Below are 21240 nucleotides of genomic sequence, written 5' to 3'. Positions count from 1 at the left end.
ATCTTTCTAATTGTTACGACCATATGCAGGTCTTTGGATAGCGGTGAGGGTGGGTAAGGGGAATTGCAGTTTGAACTACATATGAAGAAGGCCACTGGGCCATGATCTCGGGCAGTAATAAATGTCGGGAGATGATGTTTGCCAGGTGGCCTTTCTGATTCTTCCATTAGAAGTTTTGAAAAAATGTATCCACATGTGAATAACTATTCCGCTTCAACAAGCTGTGTATAACTTATGATGACTTCCTTTTACTCCATTTCAAGAACAAAAGAAGTTGTAGCTCCTTCTTTGCCATTCACAAGAATGGTAAGCGTATGCAGACCGGCATAGTATTTTCTCGTTGTGATGAATTTGAAGGATTGTTTGGTGGCTACCTTGGTTCTGCCTGTCGGGTACATTTTATCGGAGCATTTGAACCGTTTGGGGGCCTGCTTGCCGTTGGCCTTCATATAACCCATCTCATATTCAATTCGCAGCATCTGTGACTCTCCGCTCTCATTAACGACATTGAACGAAAAATGAAGATCCTCGCCGATGCTAATCGTATCCTGGACAAGCTGAAGCTGCTCAATGTGAATCGAATCCTGCTCGTTATAACCAAAAAGACTCAGTGCTTTGCTATGTCCTTTCTTCAGTAATGACCTGCTGGCATGCCGGACAATCCAGTCTGTGTGTGCATGTTGTCCGTACCAGGTCGTGGCCAGATCCATAACCAGTTCAGGGTGGTCCTTGGAGATGTCATTCAGATGATTGGCGACACTTTTGCGAACATAGAGGGACTCGTCCTGTTTCAATGCATGGAGAATCGGAAGTACAGGTGTTGGATCAGTGATAAAGTTCTGGAGTTTCGCACCCCATGGCAAACGTGGCCGGCTGCCCTCACTGGCAAGTCTGCGGATATGCTCGTTGTTGCTCTCTGCCCACGCCATCATATGTTTCATCGTTTGGATTGGATAATGTTCAATAAACGGGCGTACCGCGAACTCCGAGCTGGAATAAGGTGTGAAGAGGGTCAGATACTTCATGGATAACTCGTAATCTTCTGGGTCAAGTCCGTTCACTTCGATAAAATCCGGTACAAACAGATATTCAACGCCTCTCATCGTAGGGGCGGCTTGTTCGATAATATGTAATGCTTCCTCATAATTGTCCGGCAGTACCTGGGTCAAAGCCAGTGTGATTCTGCGAATGCGCGCTTTGAATTCCAACTGTTCCCAGCCTTCGGCGAAAACCAATTCATGAAATTGCTGTGTATCCAGCTTAGGGTAGAATTGACGCATCTGTTCGCCGGTCCGATCGATTAATGCGGGAGTGTATTTGTCTTTGATAAGTTCCATGGTCCGCCTCCTTTAGTTACTATCCAGTATACCTCAAATTACAGAAATAAGAACGTGAGTTCCTGAAATTTATTTGTATACGGATGAACGGTGTTAAGGCACCCACCTTCTGTATGGGGGTGCCTGAATTTTTTTAACCTTTGCGACTTTTGGGACGGCGCTTCGTGGAATTGGATTTGCGACGGACTGGAGTCGTATTACGGCGACGTGGAACATTCGTTGCTTTGTTCCGACGTTTGTTTTTGCGTTTGCGGGACGGCTTATATTCTTCATAGTCTGCATCGGCCGCGCTGCTATCCGTTTTTCCTTTTCCAAAAGGCAGAATGCCCATAACAAGCTTCATCATCGGAGCCATCTGCTGGATACCACCAACGACCTTTTGCATTTTGCCTATTCCAGTCATGATTCCATCAATACCCCCGAAGCGGTCGATCATTCCTTTTAACTCACCGATGTTGGCTAATGAAAAGCCGGAACTGCCAGTAGCAGGCGCCGGTACCGGAGCTGGGGGAAGAACCTGAGCTGCACCTCCATAAAAGTTCCCGCCAGCCACACCTTGCCCATAGGGTACGACTGCAGAAGCTTCGACTTCACCGAAGCTCGGGTAATGGGGCTCTACTCCAGGATACATCGGTTGGATCTGGGTTTCATTCAAAGACCGCGGAACCACACCGGGCGGCATATAGGCAGAAGTATGTGCCTGCCGATGAGCATGAGAAGACGGACGCTGCCCTGGTGCTGGCTGGCGGTGATAATAATGCTGTGGCATGAACGATCACGTTCCTTCTATGTTGGATTTCGGAATTGCGTTCCATGAGTTGCATGACAGATGTACATCATAGACCCTTGTGGAACTCCCTTTTGTTATACTGTATGTCATTCGCGGAGAGACGGCGTAGGCGGGTATCCCGGAAAACGGGATATTTGCGGATTTGGGCGCATGTAAGATGGCAGGTTCACGAAGAGTAAAATGTAGTTTAGACACAAAATTGTCACATTTAGGAGGAATGAAATCCTACATAAGTAATCGGATATATACAGGTGAAAACTGGGAAAAAGCGCGGTAATTTCGCCCGATGTACGCGAGGGGAGGACAATAGTACCATTTGTAAGCGGTAACATGTATTTTTATTCTGTAGTGCGTGAAATCGGTAACGCTTGAAATACCAACTCAGGGTGAGTACAATGTAGGTACACAGTAACCGCTAGGGGATGATGATGAAATGCAGCTGAAAAAGCTAAATGATAAAAGCATTGAACAACTATTCGAGGCTATTTTGACGCTAAAAGATATTGAAGAGTGTTATGTTTTCTTTGATGACCTCTGCACAGTTAACGAGATCCAATCCATGTCTCAGCGGCTGGAAGTGGCTCGTATGTTGGGTAAAGGCAATACGTATAACCAGATTGAAGCAGAGACAGGTGCGAGTACAGCTACAATTTCACGTGTGAAACGCTGCCTGAATTACGGTAATGATGGTTATAAAATGACGCTGGAACGCCTGGGACGCTAACATGAAGAAGCCGGGTGTACTCATCATCAGTCACGGTTCACAGGAGCAGACCTGGGTGGAATCCGTCGATGACGCGATCTCCCGGTTGAATCTGCCTGTTCCATTACCGGTTGAAGCCGGTTTTCTTGAACTTGTGGAAGGACGCCTGATCCAAGACGGTATCAACCGACTGGAAGCACAAGGCGTAACCGATATTCTGGTCGTACCTCTATTTGTTTCGTCCGGGAGTACACATGTGGATGAAATTGAATATGCCATTGGTGCAAAGAAAACACCTGATCGCGAAACGGATCTGGAACCGTTCGATGTGAAGGCTCGGGTTCACTTCGGTTATCCGGTGGATAACGATCCGGATATTGCCGTGATGGTGTGGGACAAAGTCAGAGTACTGTCGCAGCAACCGGAGGAAGAAACGATTCTGCTGGTTGGCCATGGGAGTATTCATGATGGTTTTCGCGAGCGTTGGGAAGCCGGAATTTCTTCCCTTGCAGAGCGTGTGCAGGAAGTTAGTGATGTAGCCCATACGGATTATGCATTGCTGAATCCGGAGAGTGTGTACGACAAAGTGAAGTACTGGAGCGAAGAGCGGGGGAACCGAGTCATTGTGGCGCCGCTGTTTTTGAGTGCCGGTTATTTCACGAGGAACGTTATCCCGGGTCGGTTGCAAGAACTGAACTATGTGTACAGCGGTGAGACATTGTTGCCACATCCATTGCTTGGGCAGTGGCTGGAGCGCCAGATCCAGATTTTGCTGGAGAGATGTAATGAAGTTAAAGCTTCTTCTTGAAGTGATCGCTTTGGCATAGGTGTGTGATCGCATCGCTCGTAGTAATGCAGTATCAATTGATTTGAACTCCATAGCTTCATAAACAATCAAACCACGTCGAAGGACGTGGTTTTTGTTTGTTGTAGATCACTTGAGCGAGGATTCATTTATCCATTAATGGGTGCGTGCAAATTCAGATGTAGCTCCAGTAAACCTATTAATTGGTCAACGATCTCCTCGGCCGGATAAGGCATGGAATTCATAATCCACCACTCCAGGATACCGACTGCAGCGGAAGCAAGAAACTGTATGGTAATCTCTTTTTTCATACCTTCCTGAATTCCACAAGCATCCATTTGGTCCTGTACTCCCTGGACCAACAATGTCATCAACTTACTACGGAATGCTGGAATACCTTTTTTAGTAAGAAGTGTGGTATAGGTTGTGGCATGTTGTTCCAGATAGCAGAAGGTTCGGAGCAACGCATCCTTGGCCGTAACGGGTGTTGTAGTAGGGCTTTCGATCATACAGGCATCCAACAACCGCTGCAAATAGGTCTCAATGCATTGATCCAACAGGTCGAACTTGTCAGCGTAATGCAAATAGATGGTTCCTCGGTTTACATTAGCCCGATCAGCAATTTCGTTTATCGTAATTTGCTCGAAATCCTGTTCCTCCAGTAGCCCCACAAAAGCTTCGATTATCGCCTTTCGTGTCTTGAGTACTCGTCTGTCCATGGCCCCTCCTATGATGGTTTTCAACAATAAGGAATCATTCGTTGATTATTCAACAAAAACGGATATTTTAACGATTGAAGCACAGTAGGTGCTTTGTTAATCTTATTTTATCAACAAATGTTGATAAAACAACGAATATTGATAAAATATGAAATAGAGGGATAACCAATGAAAATATTAGTGTATGGTGCAGGTGTTTTGGGCAGTCAACTGGCGCATGTTCTGGTGCGCGGTGGCAATGATGTTACTGTTCTGGCTAGAGGGAAGCGGGCAGAAGAGCTGGAGAAGGATGGAATCGTCATCCGGCATGTTTTTCAATTCAAAACGACAGTTGATCAGGTTCGGGTAGCCAGAACGTTGGAAGTGGATGACCAATATGATCTGATTTTTGTTGTCATGAAATATAACGATTTTCCTTCAGTGTTACCTGTCCTGGCAGACAATCAGAGCAGTAATATTGTGATTGTGGGAAACAACGCAGATGCACGAAGCATGCAAAACTTTTTGGAGGAAAACAGCAGGGTAGCAAAACAGGTCGCGTTTGGATTCCATGTGAGTGCAGGGAAGCGGGAAAAGGACCGCATGTTATCGGTCGGTGGAGGCAGCGGACAAATGGTAATTGGCAGTCTGGACGGTGAAATAGGCTTTAAACCTTTGCTGGATCAAGCTTTCCAACATGTGAAATACAAGTTAAATGTTCTGAGCGATATTGATGCCTGGCTGAAAAGCCATATCATCCCCATTCTGATGCTTAATGCGGTGAGCTTTAATGAGGAGCGTGAGTTGATCAAGTTGGACGGGAACAGAAAGCAAATCCAACATATGATTGGGGCGATGGATGAAGGCTTTAGCGTACTTGAGGCTATGGGCATAACGATTATACCGGAGATTCAGGGCAGATTGATTCGCAAGCATCAACGGATGTTGTACCTTCTGTTGAAGATCTATAGCATGCTTCCGGTTCATAAGCTGGTCGCGGGTTCTTTTGGAGAGATTGAGGCGTTAAATAATGCATTTAACGATTGGAAAAAGATAACAGGCACCCCGACTCCCCATTGGGATGTGCTGAAAAGAGATTTTACTCCCCTAAAATGAAGTGTTGCTCATTAACCCAATACCGACTACAATAAAACCAACTAATAAAATGGGGATAAGGAGATATACAGATGCGGGAAGTGCCCATGCGTTATGTGAAAGCAAATCAGGTCGGTATTGTATTATTTGTTTTACTCTCGTTTGTGTTCAATCCAATTGTAGTTCTGGGAGCGCTGTGGGTCATTCAGGTGGTTGGTCTGGCTTCCAGTGGCAAGCTTAATCTGTTTGTGCAGATTGGGAAAGCTGTGTTGACTGGTAAAGGTACAGAGACGCAGGCGGTGGAGCTGCAGCGATTCAACAATATTCTGGCCGTGCTCTTCCTGACTCTGGCACTCATCTCGTTCTCGCTTGGCTGGGTAGCCGCAGGTTATGTATTCTCCGTTATGCTTCTCGCGGCTGCAAGCGCAGCGCTGCTGGGTTATTGTGTAGGCTGCACCGTCTATTTCTGGTATAAACAGCTGCGTGCAGGCAGAAAAATCGGATTTTGAGGTTATCTGATGAGCGATACGATGACAGAATAACTTATTCTTCGAGTAAGGATAAAGACGAGTCATGTTCCGAGGAGCTTTCTTGCGGCAAGCTTTTAGCTGGACCTATATGGCGATCGGGATACGATCGCATTATAATGAAATCCCCCTCAAGTGAGCTGCCACTTGAAGGGGATTTTTTTTATCTGAACCAGGCCTTATTTAAATTGTTGGTAAAATTGTTATCGTTGAAAGGCACGTTGGCGCTACCGAAGTTTGTCGTGTTGAGTGCATTTCGTGCCGCAGAAGTCAGATCGTCCCATCCGATTAAAGGCTGAGTTCCGCCAACAGCATTAGTAACGCCAAGCTCATGGTTCAGCGGCCAGGTACTATTATAGGAAATCAACGGATGGTTACCTTGTGTATTGTTATTGCTCGGTGTAACTTTGGTAAACTGGCCGTGACCAGAATATGCGATAGAGAGGATTTTGGAATTGGCAACTGCCGGATTATCGACCCACACGACGATTCCTTCCCAATCATGACGATGGCCGAGTCCAGAGGAAGGGGAGTCTTTGGGGAAATACCACGAATACATGATAGCCCACACCCCATTGTGCCATGCGGAGCGGGAGTAGATCTGCCCTGTATTTGAGCTACAGTTCCCATTCGATGACCCGGACGTATTCAAGCCAGCGCTGGTATTGCCCTGTTGATCCACTGCGGGAAAAGGCACACAACCATGATAGACCTTCAAAAACGGCTGAAAACGCTTGGCTGCTTGTTGCATTACGGTGACTGGTGAGACTTCCTGAAATCCGACAACCTGATCATGATTGATTTCTGCTGCTTCAACAACGGTGACCCAAGGAATACATGCCATAAGCGAAACCATGAGCATTAACACGATTTTTTTCATTTACAATTCTCCTTCAAGGGTATGATGTGGTGCTAAGTCGAGGGTTCACTAAAACTATATTGGAAAAAGGTTTATGTTATTTATCTTTTCATCTTAAGATTTGTAAATTTGTAGCATATCTATGTCATAATCATATGTAGATCATCGAAATCGAAGACTAATTCCTGCCCAAGCGGGCAGAATGGTTGATTAATGAGACTATTTTACATAAAAGGTAGTGGAGAAGATTCAGGATCGGTGCGTGAGGTTTATTGGGTAATAGGCAGATTAGTGGGTATGGATATGTTAAAATATACTTATGGATTACAGGCTAGGACATCTTTACATTTGATGATATGATAGGAGTTAAAGGCTTTGGAATGAGACGGAATTCCTGATGCATAGATATAGGTAAGACGAAAGATTAGAGCAACATTAACGGAAGTTCATTATTGTGTAAAAAATATGCCCTTTTGTGGACTGATGCAACGTAAGAATATGAGGTCGTTTAGACTCATGGATAATGTGGAATAGGTGGCGTATGAGATGAAAAAAGCTCGCTTAATATATAATCCGACCTCAGGCCGGGAAGAAATGAAGAAACGTCTGGCTGATATTTTGCAGCGTTTGGATCAAGGTGGTATTGAAGCTTCATGTCACGCAACAACGGGTGAAGGTGACGCAACCCGGGAAGCCGAACTCGCGATTGAGCGCGGATATGACATGATTATTGCTGCTGGTGGCGATGGTACGTTGTACGAAGTGATTAACGGTATGGCCGAGCGGGAGAACCGTCCTCCGCTGGGTGTGTTTCCTTTGGGAACAACAAATGATTTTGCACGTGCACTCGGCATTCCGAGACAGTGGGAAGATTACGTGGATCTGGTCATTAACCAGCAACTTCGCCCGCTCGATCTGGGCAAAGCAAATGATAAATATTTTATCAACATTGCCGGTGGCGGATCATTGACTGAACTGACCTATGAAGTACCGAGTCGTCTGAAAACGATGATTGGGCAACTGGCCTATTATATGAAGGGTATTGAGAAAATGGCGAGCCTGTCTCCACAGGAGCTGATTATTCGTGCCGACGGTCAGGAAGAGATCCATGATGAATTCATGTTATTCCTCATCGCCAATACCAATTCGGTCGGGGGTTTTGAGAAGTTGGCTCCAGGAGCAACCATTGATGATGGTCTGTTCGATGTGATCGGTGTCCGCAAATGTAATCTGGCTGATATGATTCGCCTCGTAACGCTCGCGCTGCGTGGGGAGCATCTGAACGACAAGAAAGTGGTTCATTTCCAGACGAGTCATATGGAAGTTACGTCGCCGGGCTATGTGCAGTTGAACCTCGATGGAGAGTTGGGCGGCACGCTGCCAGCTACGTTTACGAATTTGCGTCATCATCTGATGTTGTATCGTTAAACTTTAACTTGGCGGAGAATGTGGTCGCTTGCGGAAAGTGTCAATGCCGCAGTGGTTGTTGTATAGCATCGCATAAGTGGTGAGGAGAGTTGGATTCAGCTCTGCCGTAAGGCGAGATGGAAGTGCATTTTCCAGTTGCTGTATGCAGTGGGATCGCGTATAATCTCATGTGGTCACCATGCGTTGAGCTGATACAGGGCATATTGTGGTGATTGAGTGAACGTGAACATTGAACGGTGAATAATGAACAGTGAAGGTTAAGAGTGCTGGTCTAGTTCGATGGTACTGCGATGTGGTACATCGTGCTGAATGTAACAGTTTGGTCGAGTGCCGACTGGCGGCTAACGAACTCAGAAAACCTTAATGTGGCGAAATTGCCGAATCTGCGAATTTAACGAATCTCAGCGTCGTTATTTTGGAGAAAATGACCGAAAAAGGTCGGAAAACACCATCCGAAGATGATATAACGTTTCTGAAGTTCATTAGAAATTCGGAACGTTATTTTTTGATGTGATACCATATAAGAAGAAAGAAGTGAATGTACGTTGTCTAATACGAACCGCAGCGGTCGTGGAAAAAACCGCCGGAATTCGGCTGCCTCTCAGGGGCAAGGGAACGCTTCAGCGTCCCGTCAGCCAAGTCAATCATCTCGTCCATCTACACGTCAGCAGGGAAAAGAGGTGCGGCCACAAGGCGCATCTCTTTCTGCCGTTCGTCCAAAAGGGAGAGCGCGTGAATCTGCACCAATCGAAGGACTGCCCGTTAGCAAAAATGAAGAGACCGTCATCGACATCATTGGCATGAACCATGACGGTGAGGGTGTAGGTCGTGCGAATGGATACACGCTCTTTGTGCAGGGTGCGCTTCCAGGTGAAACCGTGCGTGTGCGCGTGATGAAAACCAAGAAGCAGTACGGCTACGCCAAATTGCTGGAGATCGTGAAAGCAAGTCCAGATCGAGTATCCGCGCCATGCCCGATCTATGATCAGTGCGGCGGCTGCCAAATCCAGCATATGAGCTATGCCGGACAGCTTGCGTGGAAACGCCAGTTGGTGGTCGATAATTTGCAGCGGATTGGCAAGTTGAACGTGATGGTGGAGGATGCGGAGACGTTGGCATCCAACGCGCAAGATGACGCCTCAGTTGATGAGGCTAAGTTGGTGGAACGGTTGGAAGATGATGCGAATCAGACAACTGAACCTGGACAAGCATCTTCTGAAGCGCAAATGATTGGAAGTAATCGTATTCGTTTTCGTCTCGAAGGTGTCATGAACGAAGAAGATACAGAACACGCGATTCGCGTACTGCCTACGATGGGTATGGACGAGCCGTGGCGATATCGGAACAAGGCACAGGTGCCAATTGGAGCTGCCGAGGGTGGTCTGGTAGGTGGTTTTTACGCTAAAGGAAGTCACCGGATCATCGATATGGAGAGCTGCCTCATTCAGCATGAACACAATGACGAAGTGGTCGCAAAGGTTAAAGAGATCGGCAGTCATTTTGGTATTAGCGCCTACAACGAAGAGACAGGTCGCGGCTTATTGCGCCATGTGGTTGTGAAGAAGGCATTCCGTACTGGCGAGATGATGCTCGTACTGGTCACGAATGGTCGAGACATTCCGTACAAAGACGAATGGATTGGCAGTATCCGTGAAGCGATTCCGCATGTGGCGAGCATCTGCCATAACGTGAACAAGAAACAGACCAACGTTATCTTTGGCGATGAAACCCGCGTCCTGTGGGGCCGTGATGTAATCTATGATTATATCGGTGATGTGCAGTTTGCGATCTCGGCGCGTTCGTTCTATCAGGTGAATCCAGTGCAGACGGAAGTACTGTATGGGAAAACGGTAGAGTACGCAGGACTGAGCGGCAAAGAGACGGTAATTGATGCCTATTGCGGCATCGGAACGATTTCTCTTTTCCTCGCGCAACATGCGGATCAGGTGTATGGGGTAGAGATCGTGCCTGAAGCGATCGAGGATGCGCGGAGCAATGCTCTATTGAACGAGATGCGCAACGTCAAGTTCGAAGTTGGTGCCTCTGAGGACGTCATCCCGCGCTGGAAAGAACAAGGCATCGAAGCTGACGTCATCGTTGTCGACCCACCACGAAAAGGCTGCGACCCGCGTTTGCTCGATACTATCCTGGAGATGAAGCCGGAACGCGTGGTTTACGTGAGTTGTAATCCGAGTACGCTGGCACGTGATCTTCGTGTGTTGGAAGATGGCGGCTATCGCACCGTGGAGGTAACGCCGGTGGATATGTTCCCGCATACGGTGCATGTGGAATCGGTGGCGATGTTAAAATGGAAGGGGCAGGATTAATTCCTACGCCTCTCGTTGTTCCAACTTCCTTATGGATTGAGGACAGGAAATATATAATGTATGGCTTTGATTGAACCGTCGTTAATAACTTCAATTTTTTGAATAAGTCTTTGAAGTGCCTGCTTAAAGACTTGTTGACCTTCAATTTGAAATTCGGTGAAGTGGGATAATTACTTTATATAGGCACGGAGTTGTTCTTCCGTGTCTTTTTTTGTATCTATAATAATGAAGTAATTACTGATTTTGTACACACCCTAAACCTAATACAGATAGAGGTGGAATTTCTTGAACTATAGGGGCATAGATCTCATCAAGTAGAAGCTTCTTATCATCACGCTTGTAGCCAAATGTGGGTAGAGAAGCCTTGTAGGGCGGTTCGTGAAAATATCATCTTCATGTGGCTCGCCGCTGGCCAACAGCCATACTTTCGTACCAGTAACCTCTTTCTTTCCGAACTGATGAAAGAGGTTACTGGAAACCGTGTTTACCCATGTGCTAGAGTTATAACTGATTTCGATTGGACGTCAAAGCGAGGCAAACTTCATTAACTCAGCTTTGGACGCTGATACACGTGATTCTGTATCGTGTTCGTGAGCGATTCCAGTTTGAAGTCGAGCCGTTCTCCTTATCAATATCTCCGCTCGTCTGTTTCCTCGTAAGCTTAACAGTCCCTAGACAAAACACTTCGACATTGTGGTTATGAAGCATTCTGACAATGTTTATTGTATTGGGCGTATTCTTTATGACTGGAATGGTTGCGTTAACTATATTTTCCCTTTACCATACACATTTTGAAACAATCACAAATGAGAGAAACAACCAGATGACGAATGGAATTCCAGAGGGCATCAACGGGCTTTTTCAAAACTGTTGACAATTGGTATATTTGTAATTATATTAAATATATCGGGCGCTTGGTGCTGTAAATCTACTAGTGTAAACGCTACCAAGAAAAACTTTACGCAGTATAGTTTGATCCCGTCGAGGAAGAAAATGGAGAGTTGATTGGGGACTTACTCCCAGTTTTATATACACTCTGTCCATTTACGAGTGACATTCATCGTAGTTTTGTAGAGCATTTTCAGCAACGCTTCATTGCTTGGGAAAATGCTTTTTTTTTAGGCTTTGAGATGTTGACGAGGGAACCCTCAAGTATTTCCGTCGTTGTACTCATCGCGTCGAGCTTTTTATGTCCTGCACCGTGTCATATTCCACCTCCAACATGAATTGCAGCATCTCTGCAAACAACTCTTTCAGTGCAAATTCACCTTTTCCAACGTTATGAACTTATTCTTCTTCAAAATCACTTTCACTTGCTCATCACGTATACGATCCTCTTTAATCAGCCTTTCTAAAGATTATCTAACGGGGGAATATGATGTCTAAATCATTAGAATCTATCTTGAGAGATGAAATTTTTGCTGAGCTGGACATCGAGTATCCGGAAGGCCACGATACCCGTTTGTTGGACCAAGGGATCGATTCAGTAGGCTTCATCAAGCTTATTGTTTTAATGGAATCGAAGTTTAACATCTCGATCCCTGATGAAGATCTGTTATTTGAGAAGTTCTCCACGGCTGGATTAATCCTTAATTATTTGACTGTGAAAACGCTATGATGACGATCATTCAGCGTCTATTTCTGGAGGCCTCTGATCGCCAAGATCATATTATCCTTGAAGATCTAAAGCAGCAATGGACTTACGCAGAGGTGATGACAGAAGCTTACTTGATTGCTCTATATATCCACAAGAATTTTGAGCTTGAGTCCGGAAGCCATCTTGCATTATACACAAATAATGAGCCCTTGTTCATTATTGCGGCGTTGGGCATTCAATTCTGCGGTTATGTGTTAGTACCGGTTCCTTATTCGGCGTCCAATACTGAAATTGAAAATATTTTAATTGCCAGTGACGCCAAATTGGTTATCAGCAAATCTGCACAGCCAGCGCATTTAAATTGCGACATACCTTGGGTTACCGCTCAGGATTTATCGCAAGAACCAATGCCTTCGTTCGAATCGATCTCGTTAACCAATCAGTCCGATCCCAATCAATGTGCGATTCTCCTTCCTACATCGGGCACAACCGGAAAATCTAAAATCGTTATGTTATCCCATTGGAATGTATTAACGAATGCGTTGGCACATGGCGGAAAGGTGGGGTATACAGAACAAGATTCGTTTCTTGTAACGATGCCCGTTCATTTCAGTTCTACGATTGTCACGCAATTGATTTCTTGTATGTTATATGGAACCCGAATTAAACTTATCAGCTTGCCCTTTCTGCCGCGCACCGCGTTTAAACTGTTTCAGAATAAGGCGGTCACGGCATTCTCAGCGGTGCCTACGCAATTGATGCACTTTGTTTCCGATTTCCATCAGACAAAGAACTGGAGTGCCTTTGATTCCATTGAATTTATTGTAATTAGCGGTGCGGCGACTCCTGCGAAATTAGTAGACCATCTTCAGACTGTATTTCCTCATGCGGACATTATTCAAACCTATGGATTGACCGAAGCTTCTCCGCGGGTAAGCATGATGGAACGGGGAGAGCGCTACTTATCCTGTGGATCACCCATAAATGACGTTTCTATTCGTCTTGTTGACGAAGAAGAGAATGAGGTAGAAGGAGCTGCTATCGGAGAAATTTGGGTCAAGGGCCCGAATGTGATGCTCGGTTATTACAAAAACCCGGAGTTAACGAACGCTACCATTGTTGAGGGTTGGTTAAAAACAGGAGATTTGGGATATTGGAATGAATCAGGGTGTCTTATACTCACAGGCCGAAAGAAGAATATCATTATATCCGGCGGTATCAATATCTATCCGGAAGAAATCGAGGAATTTTTGTACGGTTTGAAAGAAGTGGAGGAGGTCATGGTTGTTGGTGTACACGATGATCTGTTAGGCGAAGTGCCTATCGCATTTCTGAAAGTTTTTAATGAATGCCTGATTGATATAGATGCACTGACACGACATTGCAACTTGCATTTATCATCGTATAAAGTGCCTAGACAATGGAGGATTATAGATAATATTCCAAAAACAAAAACAGGAAAACTGGACAGGGCAAGTACGAAGCGCTTATTGCTAAATGAGATATACTGATTCGGCATCCTTAAGCCATTTAACCAAATAACGAGGGGTGAACGAAAGGTTGAAGAATTCAACTCAAACATTGGGAAGAGAAATATTGCCGGTCAGTTATCCGATGATTACAACCTATACGCAACATGCTCATCTCTTGTCCATACTTACCCATTACGAGTGCGCACATCCATGGATATTTAGCAATTATATTCAATTATTTATTAACAAAGATTATAAACATCATTGGGGAGATTTTTATTTTCCTGTGACTTATGAGCTGCGGCCTTCGGATGCGTGCAAATGGATTACTACTCAAAAGATACATAGAGATACTGTAACAACTAAATGGGACTCTGTTATTCATTTTATTGTAGAAAATATTAATGCTAATAACTATGTCCACACCATGATCAATTATTTCTACGTGCCCCTAAGCGATCGCTACAATAAACTTCAATTGCATCATGACATATTTGTTTACGGCTATGATTTGGATAGAGAGATGTTGTATGTTTCCGATTTTTTTAAGAACGGGGTGTATAGTCAGGCTGAGATATCATTTAATGATTTCAATCTTGCGTTCGACACAAATCATCTAACAACCAATCATGATTACCTTAGAGAAATGGTTTATCTGTATACATTCAATGATCAATATCAGGATAAATTCAGTGCAGATACCCTAGTGAATTCTATAAGAAATTATTTCACTAAGCAAACACCGGAGTATTGGGAGATGTTCAACTATGGGGGCGACAGGGATAATCTTGACTTCGGCATGCAAATATACACAACTCTATTAAATTATGCGAAAGAGACATTGGAACATAAGGTTATGTTTGATATAAGACCCTTTCATTTACTTTATGATCATAAGAAGATAATGACGCTAAGACTCAAGTACTTGTACGCTAATCGGCATTTAATTGAATCAAATCAAGAGCATATAGATGAATTCACAGCTATTGAACTTAAAGCAAAAATCCTTGTGAATCTAGCGATTAAATATAATTTGACAAAGGATACTAGTATTTCCGAAAGTTTACAAACGCTGATTACGAATATAGAAAATGAAGAATCCATATTCCTTGAACGATGGCTGAAGAAGGTAGTTATTCAGTAATGTTGAGGGAGCAGATGATGTCAGTTGTGGATATCTCTTCTTGCACCCGAATAGAAGCTTTAGCGCGAAGCCCGTGGTGATCCGGGCATATTTATGGAAGGAGTGATGCCGGGATTATAATCGTTGGGAGACAGCGTGTTGAGTAAGCCAAACCGTTGCTCTTGTATTAAAGATTCCGTTTGCTGACAGCCTATTGCCTTCTTGTCTTTCAACGATCCGCATTGCTTCAAGCGCTTTTTTCCGGCACAACCACAGCGAATCCACTCACCTCAAGAATCTCTCCTGGTATTTGACCCAACATCTTGTGATTCATGCATAGAACCATATCTGTTCGATTGAATTAATAGTGGTTTCACAAACCTTAAGCAAGGGGGGGGATCATAATATTCATTGTATTAACAGGAGTCGCAGGCTTCATCGGTTCCAACCTTGCCGAGAGGCTGCTGCGGGAAGGCCATACCGTTATCGGCGTCGATAATTTTCTGACCGGGTCTACTGTAAACATAGACAATCTCTTACGGTCGCCAAATTTCAAGTTTATCGAGCATGACGTCATTTATCCGCTCGCAATTGAAGGCCCTGTCGATTGGGTGATGCATTTTGCCAGTCCTGCCAGTCCGCCCAAATATCTGTCCTATCCGATCGAAACGATGAGGGTCAACAGCGAAGGGACGATGCATCTGCTGTATCTGGCCAAAGAAAAGCAGGCTGCGTTCTTCTTGGCTTCAACAAGCGAGATTTACGGTAACCCCACTGTTCACCCTCAGCCGGAAAGCTACTATGGCAACGTGAATTCGGTTGGAGCAAGAAGCTGCTACAACGAAGCGAAGCGGTATGCAGAGGCGATCACCTACTGGATGAACAGGAAATACGGTATACCGGTAAGGGTCATTCGGATCTTCAATACATTCGGTCCGAAGATGGATTTACATGACGGACGCGTGATTACCAATTTCATTAATGAAATCATGTCCAAGCAAAACCTTACGATTTATGGCGACGGCAGACAGACGAGGAGCTTTCAGTATATCGACGATTTGCTGGAAGGGATTGTGAGACTGCTGAGCACCACGTATGAACAGCCAATCAATTTGGGGAATCCGGAGGAAGTCACCATACTTGAAGTCGCCCAAATATTGAAGGAGCTAATGAAGTCCAACGCGCAGTTAGAGTTTCTCCCGCTGCCGGAAGACGATCCAAGGAGAAGGAAGCCGGATATTACCATTTCAAGGACGATTATGGACTGGGAACCGGCGATCAGTTTGCATGATGCACTCGCTAGAACGATCCATTATTACCAGGGTCAATAATCCATTAAACGGGAGGTACCTATGCAAGAACAGATCATAGCGATGATATGCGAAATCAAGGAAGACGCCCAACTGGCAAACAGTTTGAACGAGCATTCGAACATCATGGAAGACGGGGGATTGGACTCTTTACAGCTAATTACTTTTGTACTACAGGTGGAAGAGCGTTTCGGTATTGAAATCGATTTTGAACAATTCGACTTCAATCTTATGGAGTCGGTAACGACCTTCTGCAATTATATCTCGGAGCTGCAGAAAACAGCGCCGGTATGAACGATAGACGCAAGTTCGAGCTCATTATCGGGACATTTGACGCGGAACGCTTCTGGCGCGACCCTAATCTAGCCAAACTGCCGTCGTTTCACGATCCTGAAATGGAGAATATCGTGATGGCCATGGATGAGCTGCTCTTCCCATTTTGCGAGGCGCAGGATAAGCTCATTACTCGCTATCGAATGAACGTTTGCCATAAAGAGTATTTGCATGAGATCGGATTTAAATTTCTTTCCAATTCAACCGATCTCGAGAGTCCTGATGTAGGAAGCGTAGGCAGAACCGCCAATATATTCGACCTGCTCACATCAGCCGATCGAATGGGTGACATGGATCTCTACTTGCTGGACGGCGCCCGGTTGTCGCCCTTTGCCGTCATTCCGGGGGTAGATCGTACTGCAGCGCGTTACGGGCTGGAACAAGATTTTCCAGCTATCGAAACGGTTCAGACTGTCAATTCGAAGCTGTATTCAACCGAATTGAACCGTCGCCTTGATCTTCGGTGTGACAGCCAGACGGTCTATTCTCCCGAAGAGCTGCTGGCAAGCGGCTTGACTTTGCTGAATCAAGGACCCTTCCTGATCAAAGATGAGTTTGGGGTATCCGGGAAAGGGAATTTGCTGATTGAGTCGGAAGCGATTTTGCAGCGAGTCACATCCTATGTCGCCGATCAGTGTAGCAAGGGAAAAACGGTTCGGTTTATTATTGAGCCGTTCCTCCGCAAGGAATTGGATTTTTCTTGCCAATTCCACATCGATTCGGACGGTACTTACCGACATATCTCAGTGCAGCAGTTGGTTAATCACAATTTCGCTTACCAAGGCTCCTATACAGCAGACGATAGGTTGCTTCATATGCTGCAGGAAGCGAAGTATTTTGATGTAATGAAACGGGCGGCTCGCGAGCTTTATCGGTCGGGTTATCACGGCGACGTATGCGTCGATTCTATGCTGTTGACAGACGGCCGCATCGTTCCGATTGTTGAGGTGAATGCAAGAAGATCGATGAGTCTGATCAAGCATTACGTTGACCGCTACCTGAAGAAGCACGACACGGCCGGGAGCATGACGCATGCGACTTTACAGTTTGCATGCGATGTATCATTCGATCAATTGCTTGAATCGCTGGACCGCGAGGGTGTTCTATATAAGCCTGATCGAGGATTCGGTATTTTACCGTTAAGCGCGAATACGCTCCTTATTAACAAAGTCGTCAGCGAGTGCAAGGGGATCCGGAATAAGCAGGTGAAAGGCAGATTATATTATTCGTTGATCCAGGGGGAATGGGATAACGAACGATTGACCGCTAAGGTTAAGGAGGTGCTGTCGTCGTTATCCTTCAAGATCGCCCGCTGATGCAGTCCGAAGCGCTTAAAGCCATGAATGGAGGAAGAAATTTTATGGGTAAGCGGAAAGTGACGATTCTATGCTCGGGTTTCGGTCTGGGTTTCTATATTCCCGGTCTGTTAGCTGCAAGTGATTTCGAGAAAAGGGATATCGCGACGGAAGTGCTCGTGTTCGAAAGCTATTTGGAGCAAGACAAGATGGAACATATTGTAGACAGCAGAAAGGCTTACCACAATAATTTCGCACTTGCCAATTTATCGGCCCGAATGCCGATGGATATACGCAACAGCATTGATTATGCCCAGGTCGAGCTATTGCTGGAGGCGTGGAAAGCGGAAGACCGGTACGAATTCATATCGTTATCCGGACACTGGATCTATATTCTGGATTTGTATAGGGAGAAGATGCTGCCGAATCGAATTCATGTAGACCTGCTCTACGTCGATTCAGATCTGGCCCCGTCTTGGAAGAGCTTGAAGAAGTTTCATTCTCGCTATGACGAGTATTATTACAATGCTTGTCTCTATGACACTGACAAGATGGAGATTCGATGCGAAATCCCAGTTCTTCATCGTACGCCACTGCCCTTCGACTCAAGGAAGCGGCGGCTTGTTGTTCATGGCGGCGGCTGGGGGATGGGCACTTATCAAAGTACAATTCCAGAGCTTGTCGGCCATAACTATGGGCTTGATATCGTAGCTTACGATTGGAAGGAAGCGAAGCCCGATCCCGATCACCGATATTGGATGAATGATCCGAAATGGTGTGCATGGGTGAAGAGTGCGAACGGCCTGCACGAGTTTCCGCCATACATCGAAATAACGGGAGAAGACACGAAGTCATACGCCGCTGAGGTTGATCATCATTGGTTATTCGATATCGCTTCGGAGGCGATGGCTATCGTAGCCAAGCCGGGAGCGGGCACATTAATCGACTCGCTTGCATCCGAAACCCCTCTTATTCTGCTGGAGCCGTTCGGAAGTCACGAGCTTAGCAATTTGGAATTGTGGGAATCACTGGGGTTCGGAATACGCTACGAGAAGTGGCGGGAGATGGATTTTTCCGTAGAGGTCCTTAGGGAGATGCATCAAGCCATCATGAACAGACCCGGAGAACGGACGAATTATGTGGATCATTATTGTGCGAGAGTCGCGTTAACGAAGGGGTAAGATTTCAATGGCAGAAGGGGTTATGCGATGAGCGTAAACAAATTGAGTGTCGTCCAAGATAAGACAAAGACAAGCTATCCGAGATGGATCGTCATGCAGCTGTTGGAGGAGTGTAATTTACGATGCAAGATGTGCTATGAGTGGGGACTCGAAGGTCCCTACAAAAGCAAAAAAACGTTAGCGCATCTGGATCCGGATCTCATTAAAAAGATCATCGTCGAGTGCAGCCCGGGCAAGCCGTATTACGATTTCTTCGGCGGCGAGCCGCTGATGTACCCTTGGCTGAGCGACATTCTCGCCATGATCAATCACTATGGAAGTAAAGCGGACTTCCCCACGAACGGCACATTGCTTGAGCAGCATGCCGAGATGCTTGTCGAGACTGCTCCAAATAAGATCTGGATGTCGCTCGACGGCCCTGAGGAAATCAACGATAAGCAGAGAGGCAAAGGCGTATTCAAGAAAGTAATCAAGGGGATCGAGAAGCTTTATGAGCTTCGGGAAAGCAAGGGCAAGCAATTTCCGAAAATGGGTGTATCCTTTATCATTACGCCCTTGAACTATATGTACGTTGAGGAATTTTTCTTTAAGCATATCGACTTGTCGATGTTGGACCATATCAGCATGGAAGTGCAGCTCTATGCAACGGAAGAGCAGTATGCCCAATATGTGGAGGTTCTTAGTGACAAATTCGACGTGCATGAAGCTCCTTATGCCAAGGGGATGGTCTGGCGGGACACAAGTTCGTTCAGCCAGATCGATATTCCGGAATTGACGAGACAGCTCAATAATGTTAAAGCGTATTGCTTGAAAAACCGCATCCATGTGATCACCTATCCGAAGACGATAGATGAACAAAATTTGAGTAACTATTTCTCGGGGCAATTCCATCAGATGGCTGATAAACGAAATCGCTGCTCCCTTCCATGGGTTTATGCGGAGATTACGGCAAGGGGCGACGTTTCGCCCTGCCATGCCTTCTATGATTTGACCTTCGGCAACGTGAACGAAGAGAGTTTGCTGGATATCTGGAGTAGTGACAAGTACAAAGATTATCGCGCGTATATGAAAAAAAATATGCTTCCGATTTGTACGGCTTGTTCAAGGTATTATATCTATTGATTCATGTGAATAACCTAATAAGTTTAAGAAGGGTGTGTTGATATGAATCCAAAATCAGAGATTAAACATTCCCCAAAGGATTTGCAAATATTGAAACGTACTATCAAGAATACGGTGGAAACAAAGCGGAACATGGAGAAAATAGCGGGTTACGCGACACCGTTGCCAGAGTCGGTCGGGATTAAACTGACGAACCAATGCAACTTGCGCTGCAAGCATTGCTATCAATGGAACGACACCGGATACCATCACTTTATGACACCGGAGCAGCAGCGGGAACAGCTCGACTACGGGCTGCTGGAGAAGCTGATCCTTGAGACGGAACCAGCCAAGTCGAGACTCTATATCTGGGGCGGCGAGCCGCTCGTATACAGCCATTTCGACCGTTTGGCCGATTTACTTGAAGCCCATCCTCGCGAGACGACGATCTGCACGAACGCGATGCTGATCGAGCGAAAGCTGGACGCCTTGCTGAGAATCTCCGACAATCTGGAGCTGCTCATTGCACTTGATGGATTCGAAGAAGAGAATGATGCGCTTCGCGGCAAAGGGGTATTCAACAAGGCGATAGATGCTATTCGGATGCTAGTCCAGCTGCGTAAGGAAAACCGATTCAGGGGCAAAATTACGATCCATACCGTCGTTAACGATGCTATGACCGACAAGCTTTACGATCTGCTGGAATTTCTGGAGGACGTCGGTGTAGATATGGTCATGGTCTGCTTCCCGTGGTACATCTCGGACGAATGCACGCAGGGAATGGACGATTACTTTGACCAGAAGTTCGACTTCCTTCCGGCGAGCGAGCACAAGGGCGAACGAAGCTGGCACGCCTTTAACTACAAGCTCGATCCGGAGCGTATCCCTGCTTTGATGAGCGAGTTGGACCGGGTGAATAATCGGGTCTGGAAAATGCGTTTACGCTACCAGCCGAATCTGGATTATGACCAGATCGAAGATTTCGTGCTCGGCAAAGAGGTGAAGAGTAAAGGCACGATGAACAAGAAGTGCCTGGCTCTCTCGAACCGGATGGATATTACGCCCGATGGAACGATTGTTGCATGCAAATTTTTCAAGGAGTTCGAGATCGGCAAATTAAATGAAGCGTCCGTACAGGAATTATGGCACGGCATGACCTACAGAAGGATAAGGGAAATGATGGATGAACGACTGACACCGGCATGTTCCAAGTGCAGTGTCTTGCATTTGCACGGTGTTTAACTATTCTACATGAGCAT

At 45.7% G+C, this 21240-nt stretch carries 19 protein-coding genes; 15 read left to right on the top strand and 4 right to left on the bottom strand.

What is annotated here, in order from left to right; genetic code table 11:
* Positions 1 to 248 precede the first annotated feature (248 nt).
* Positions 249 to 1337 (bottom strand): DNA alkylation repair protein, encoded by a 1089-nt coding sequence (locus tag MKY28_RS22115; protein WP_340937036.1) that lies wholly within the window; start codon positions 1335 to 1337, stop codon positions 249 to 251.
* Between the two features lie 133 nt (positions 1338 to 1470).
* The gene (locus MKY28_RS22110; RefSeq protein ID WP_340937035.1) at positions 1471 to 2106 is read right to left on the bottom strand and encodes a tyrosine protein kinase; all 636 of its coding nucleotides are present in this window, start codon (positions 2104 to 2106) and stop codon (positions 1471 to 1473) included.
* A gap of 454 nt (positions 2107 to 2560) precedes the next feature.
* Here MKY28_RS22110 and MKY28_RS22105 point away from each other — a divergent pair, with 454 nt between their 5' ends.
* Both MKY28_RS22105 and MKY28_RS22100 read left to right on the top strand, forming a co-directional pair.
* Entirely contained in the window at positions 2561 to 2851 is a 291-nt protein-coding gene (locus MKY28_RS22105) for a YerC/YecD family TrpR-related protein (protein ID WP_017690665.1), read from the top strand.
* A 1-nt stretch (position 2852) separates the two neighbouring features.
* A complete protein-coding gene (locus tag MKY28_RS22100) occupies positions 2853 to 3638 on the top strand; it encodes a sirohydrochlorin chelatase (RefSeq protein ID WP_340937034.1) in 786 nt (261 codons plus the stop codon).
* Between the two features lie 146 nt (positions 3639 to 3784).
* Here the strand turns inward: MKY28_RS22100 and MKY28_RS22095 are convergent, their stop codons facing one another.
* Positions 3785 to 4354, bottom strand: coding sequence for a TetR/AcrR family transcriptional regulator (locus tag MKY28_RS22095; RefSeq protein ID WP_340937033.1), 570 nt, complete (start codon positions 4352 to 4354; stop codon positions 3785 to 3787).
* Between the two features lie 168 nt (positions 4355 to 4522).
* Here MKY28_RS22095 and MKY28_RS22090 point away from each other — a divergent pair, with 168 nt between their 5' ends.
* Positions 4523 to 5449 carry a ketopantoate reductase family protein gene (locus MKY28_RS22090; protein ID WP_340937032.1) on the top strand — a complete coding sequence of 309 codons (927 nt, stop codon included), beginning with the start codon at positions 4523 to 4525 and terminating at the stop codon, positions 5447 to 5449.
* 71 nt (positions 5450 to 5520) lie between these two features.
* Positions 5521 to 5937 carry a DUF4395 domain-containing protein gene (locus MKY28_RS22085; protein WP_340937031.1) on the top strand — a complete coding sequence of 139 codons (417 nt, stop codon included), beginning with the start codon at positions 5521 to 5523 and terminating at the stop codon, positions 5935 to 5937.
* Positions 5938 to 6118: 181 nt separating this feature from the next.
* Here MKY28_RS22085 and MKY28_RS22080 read toward each other — a convergent pair whose 3' ends face one another.
* Positions 6119 to 6835, bottom strand: a complete 717-nt coding sequence (locus MKY28_RS22080; protein ID WP_340937030.1) for an NPP1 family protein — start codon at positions 6833 to 6835, stop codon at positions 6119 to 6121.
* A gap of 525 nt (positions 6836 to 7360) precedes the next feature.
* On the opposite strand from MKY28_RS22080, the gene MKY28_RS22075 reads away from it, so the two are divergent.
* The 11 genes from MKY28_RS22075 to MKY28_RS22025 all read left to right on the top strand — a co-directional run bounded on the left by MKY28_RS22075 (position 7361) and on the right by MKY28_RS22025 (position 21223).
* Positions 7361 to 8242, top strand: a complete 882-nt coding sequence (locus tag MKY28_RS22075) for a diacylglycerol kinase (RefSeq protein ID WP_017690659.1) — start codon at positions 7361 to 7363, stop codon at positions 8240 to 8242.
* A gap of 545 nt (positions 8243 to 8787) precedes the next feature.
* Positions 8788 to 10569: a 23S rRNA (uracil(1939)-C(5))-methyltransferase RlmD gene (gene rlmD, locus MKY28_RS22070; protein ID WP_340937029.1), complete on the top strand. Its 1782-nt coding sequence runs from the start codon at positions 8788 to 8790 to the stop codon at positions 10567 to 10569.
* A 1402-nt stretch (positions 10570 to 11971) separates the two neighbouring features.
* The gene (locus tag MKY28_RS22065) at positions 11972 to 12187 is read left to right on the top strand and encodes a phosphopantetheine-binding protein (protein WP_164783195.1); all 216 of its coding nucleotides are present in this window, start codon (positions 11972 to 11974) and stop codon (positions 12185 to 12187) included.
* A complete protein-coding gene (locus MKY28_RS22060) occupies positions 12184 to 13677 on the top strand; it encodes a class I adenylate-forming enzyme family protein (protein WP_340937028.1) in 1494 nt (497 codons plus the stop codon). Before MKY28_RS22065 ends, MKY28_RS22060 begins: the two co-directional genes overlap by 4 nt.
* Positions 13678 to 13726: 49 nt before the next feature.
* The gene (locus MKY28_RS22055; protein ID WP_340937027.1) at positions 13727 to 14782 is read left to right on the top strand and encodes a hypothetical protein; all 1056 of its coding nucleotides are present in this window, start codon (positions 13727 to 13729) and stop codon (positions 14780 to 14782) included.
* A gap of 377 nt (positions 14783 to 15159) precedes the next feature.
* Positions 15160 to 16092, top strand: coding sequence for an NAD-dependent epimerase/dehydratase family protein (locus tag MKY28_RS22050; RefSeq protein WP_327196763.1), 933 nt, complete (start codon positions 15160 to 15162; stop codon positions 16090 to 16092).
* Between the two features lie 21 nt (positions 16093 to 16113).
* Complete coding sequence (locus MKY28_RS22045) at positions 16114 to 16365, top strand: acyl carrier protein (protein WP_036668367.1); 252 nt, start codon at positions 16114 to 16116, stop codon at positions 16363 to 16365.
* Positions 16362 to 17720, top strand: coding sequence for a hypothetical protein (locus MKY28_RS22040; RefSeq protein ID WP_340937026.1), 1359 nt, complete (start codon positions 16362 to 16364; stop codon positions 17718 to 17720). Before MKY28_RS22045 ends, MKY28_RS22040 begins: the two co-directional genes overlap by 4 nt.
* A gap of 44 nt (positions 17721 to 17764) precedes the next feature.
* Positions 17765 to 18880, top strand: coding sequence for a UDP-glucuronosyltransferase (locus MKY28_RS22035; RefSeq protein ID WP_340937025.1), 1116 nt, complete (start codon positions 17765 to 17767; stop codon positions 18878 to 18880).
* A gap of 27 nt (positions 18881 to 18907) precedes the next feature.
* Positions 18908 to 20002, top strand: coding sequence for a radical SAM protein (locus MKY28_RS22030; RefSeq protein ID WP_036668363.1), 1095 nt, complete (start codon positions 18908 to 18910; stop codon positions 20000 to 20002).
* A gap of 42 nt (positions 20003 to 20044) precedes the next feature.
* Complete coding sequence (locus tag MKY28_RS22025) at positions 20045 to 21223, top strand: radical SAM/SPASM domain-containing protein (protein WP_036668361.1); 1179 nt, start codon at positions 20045 to 20047, stop codon at positions 21221 to 21223.
* Positions 21224 to 21240 lie beyond the last annotated feature (17 nt).

It is taken from the genome of Paenibacillus sp. FSL R5-0473, from assembly GCF_038004565.1.
Classification (GTDB): domain Bacteria; phylum Bacillota; class Bacilli; order Paenibacillales; family Paenibacillaceae; genus Paenibacillus; species Paenibacillus amylolyticus.
Note: the sequence above shows the minus strand (reverse complement) of the source record. Positions and strands in the feature narration are given on the sequence as shown.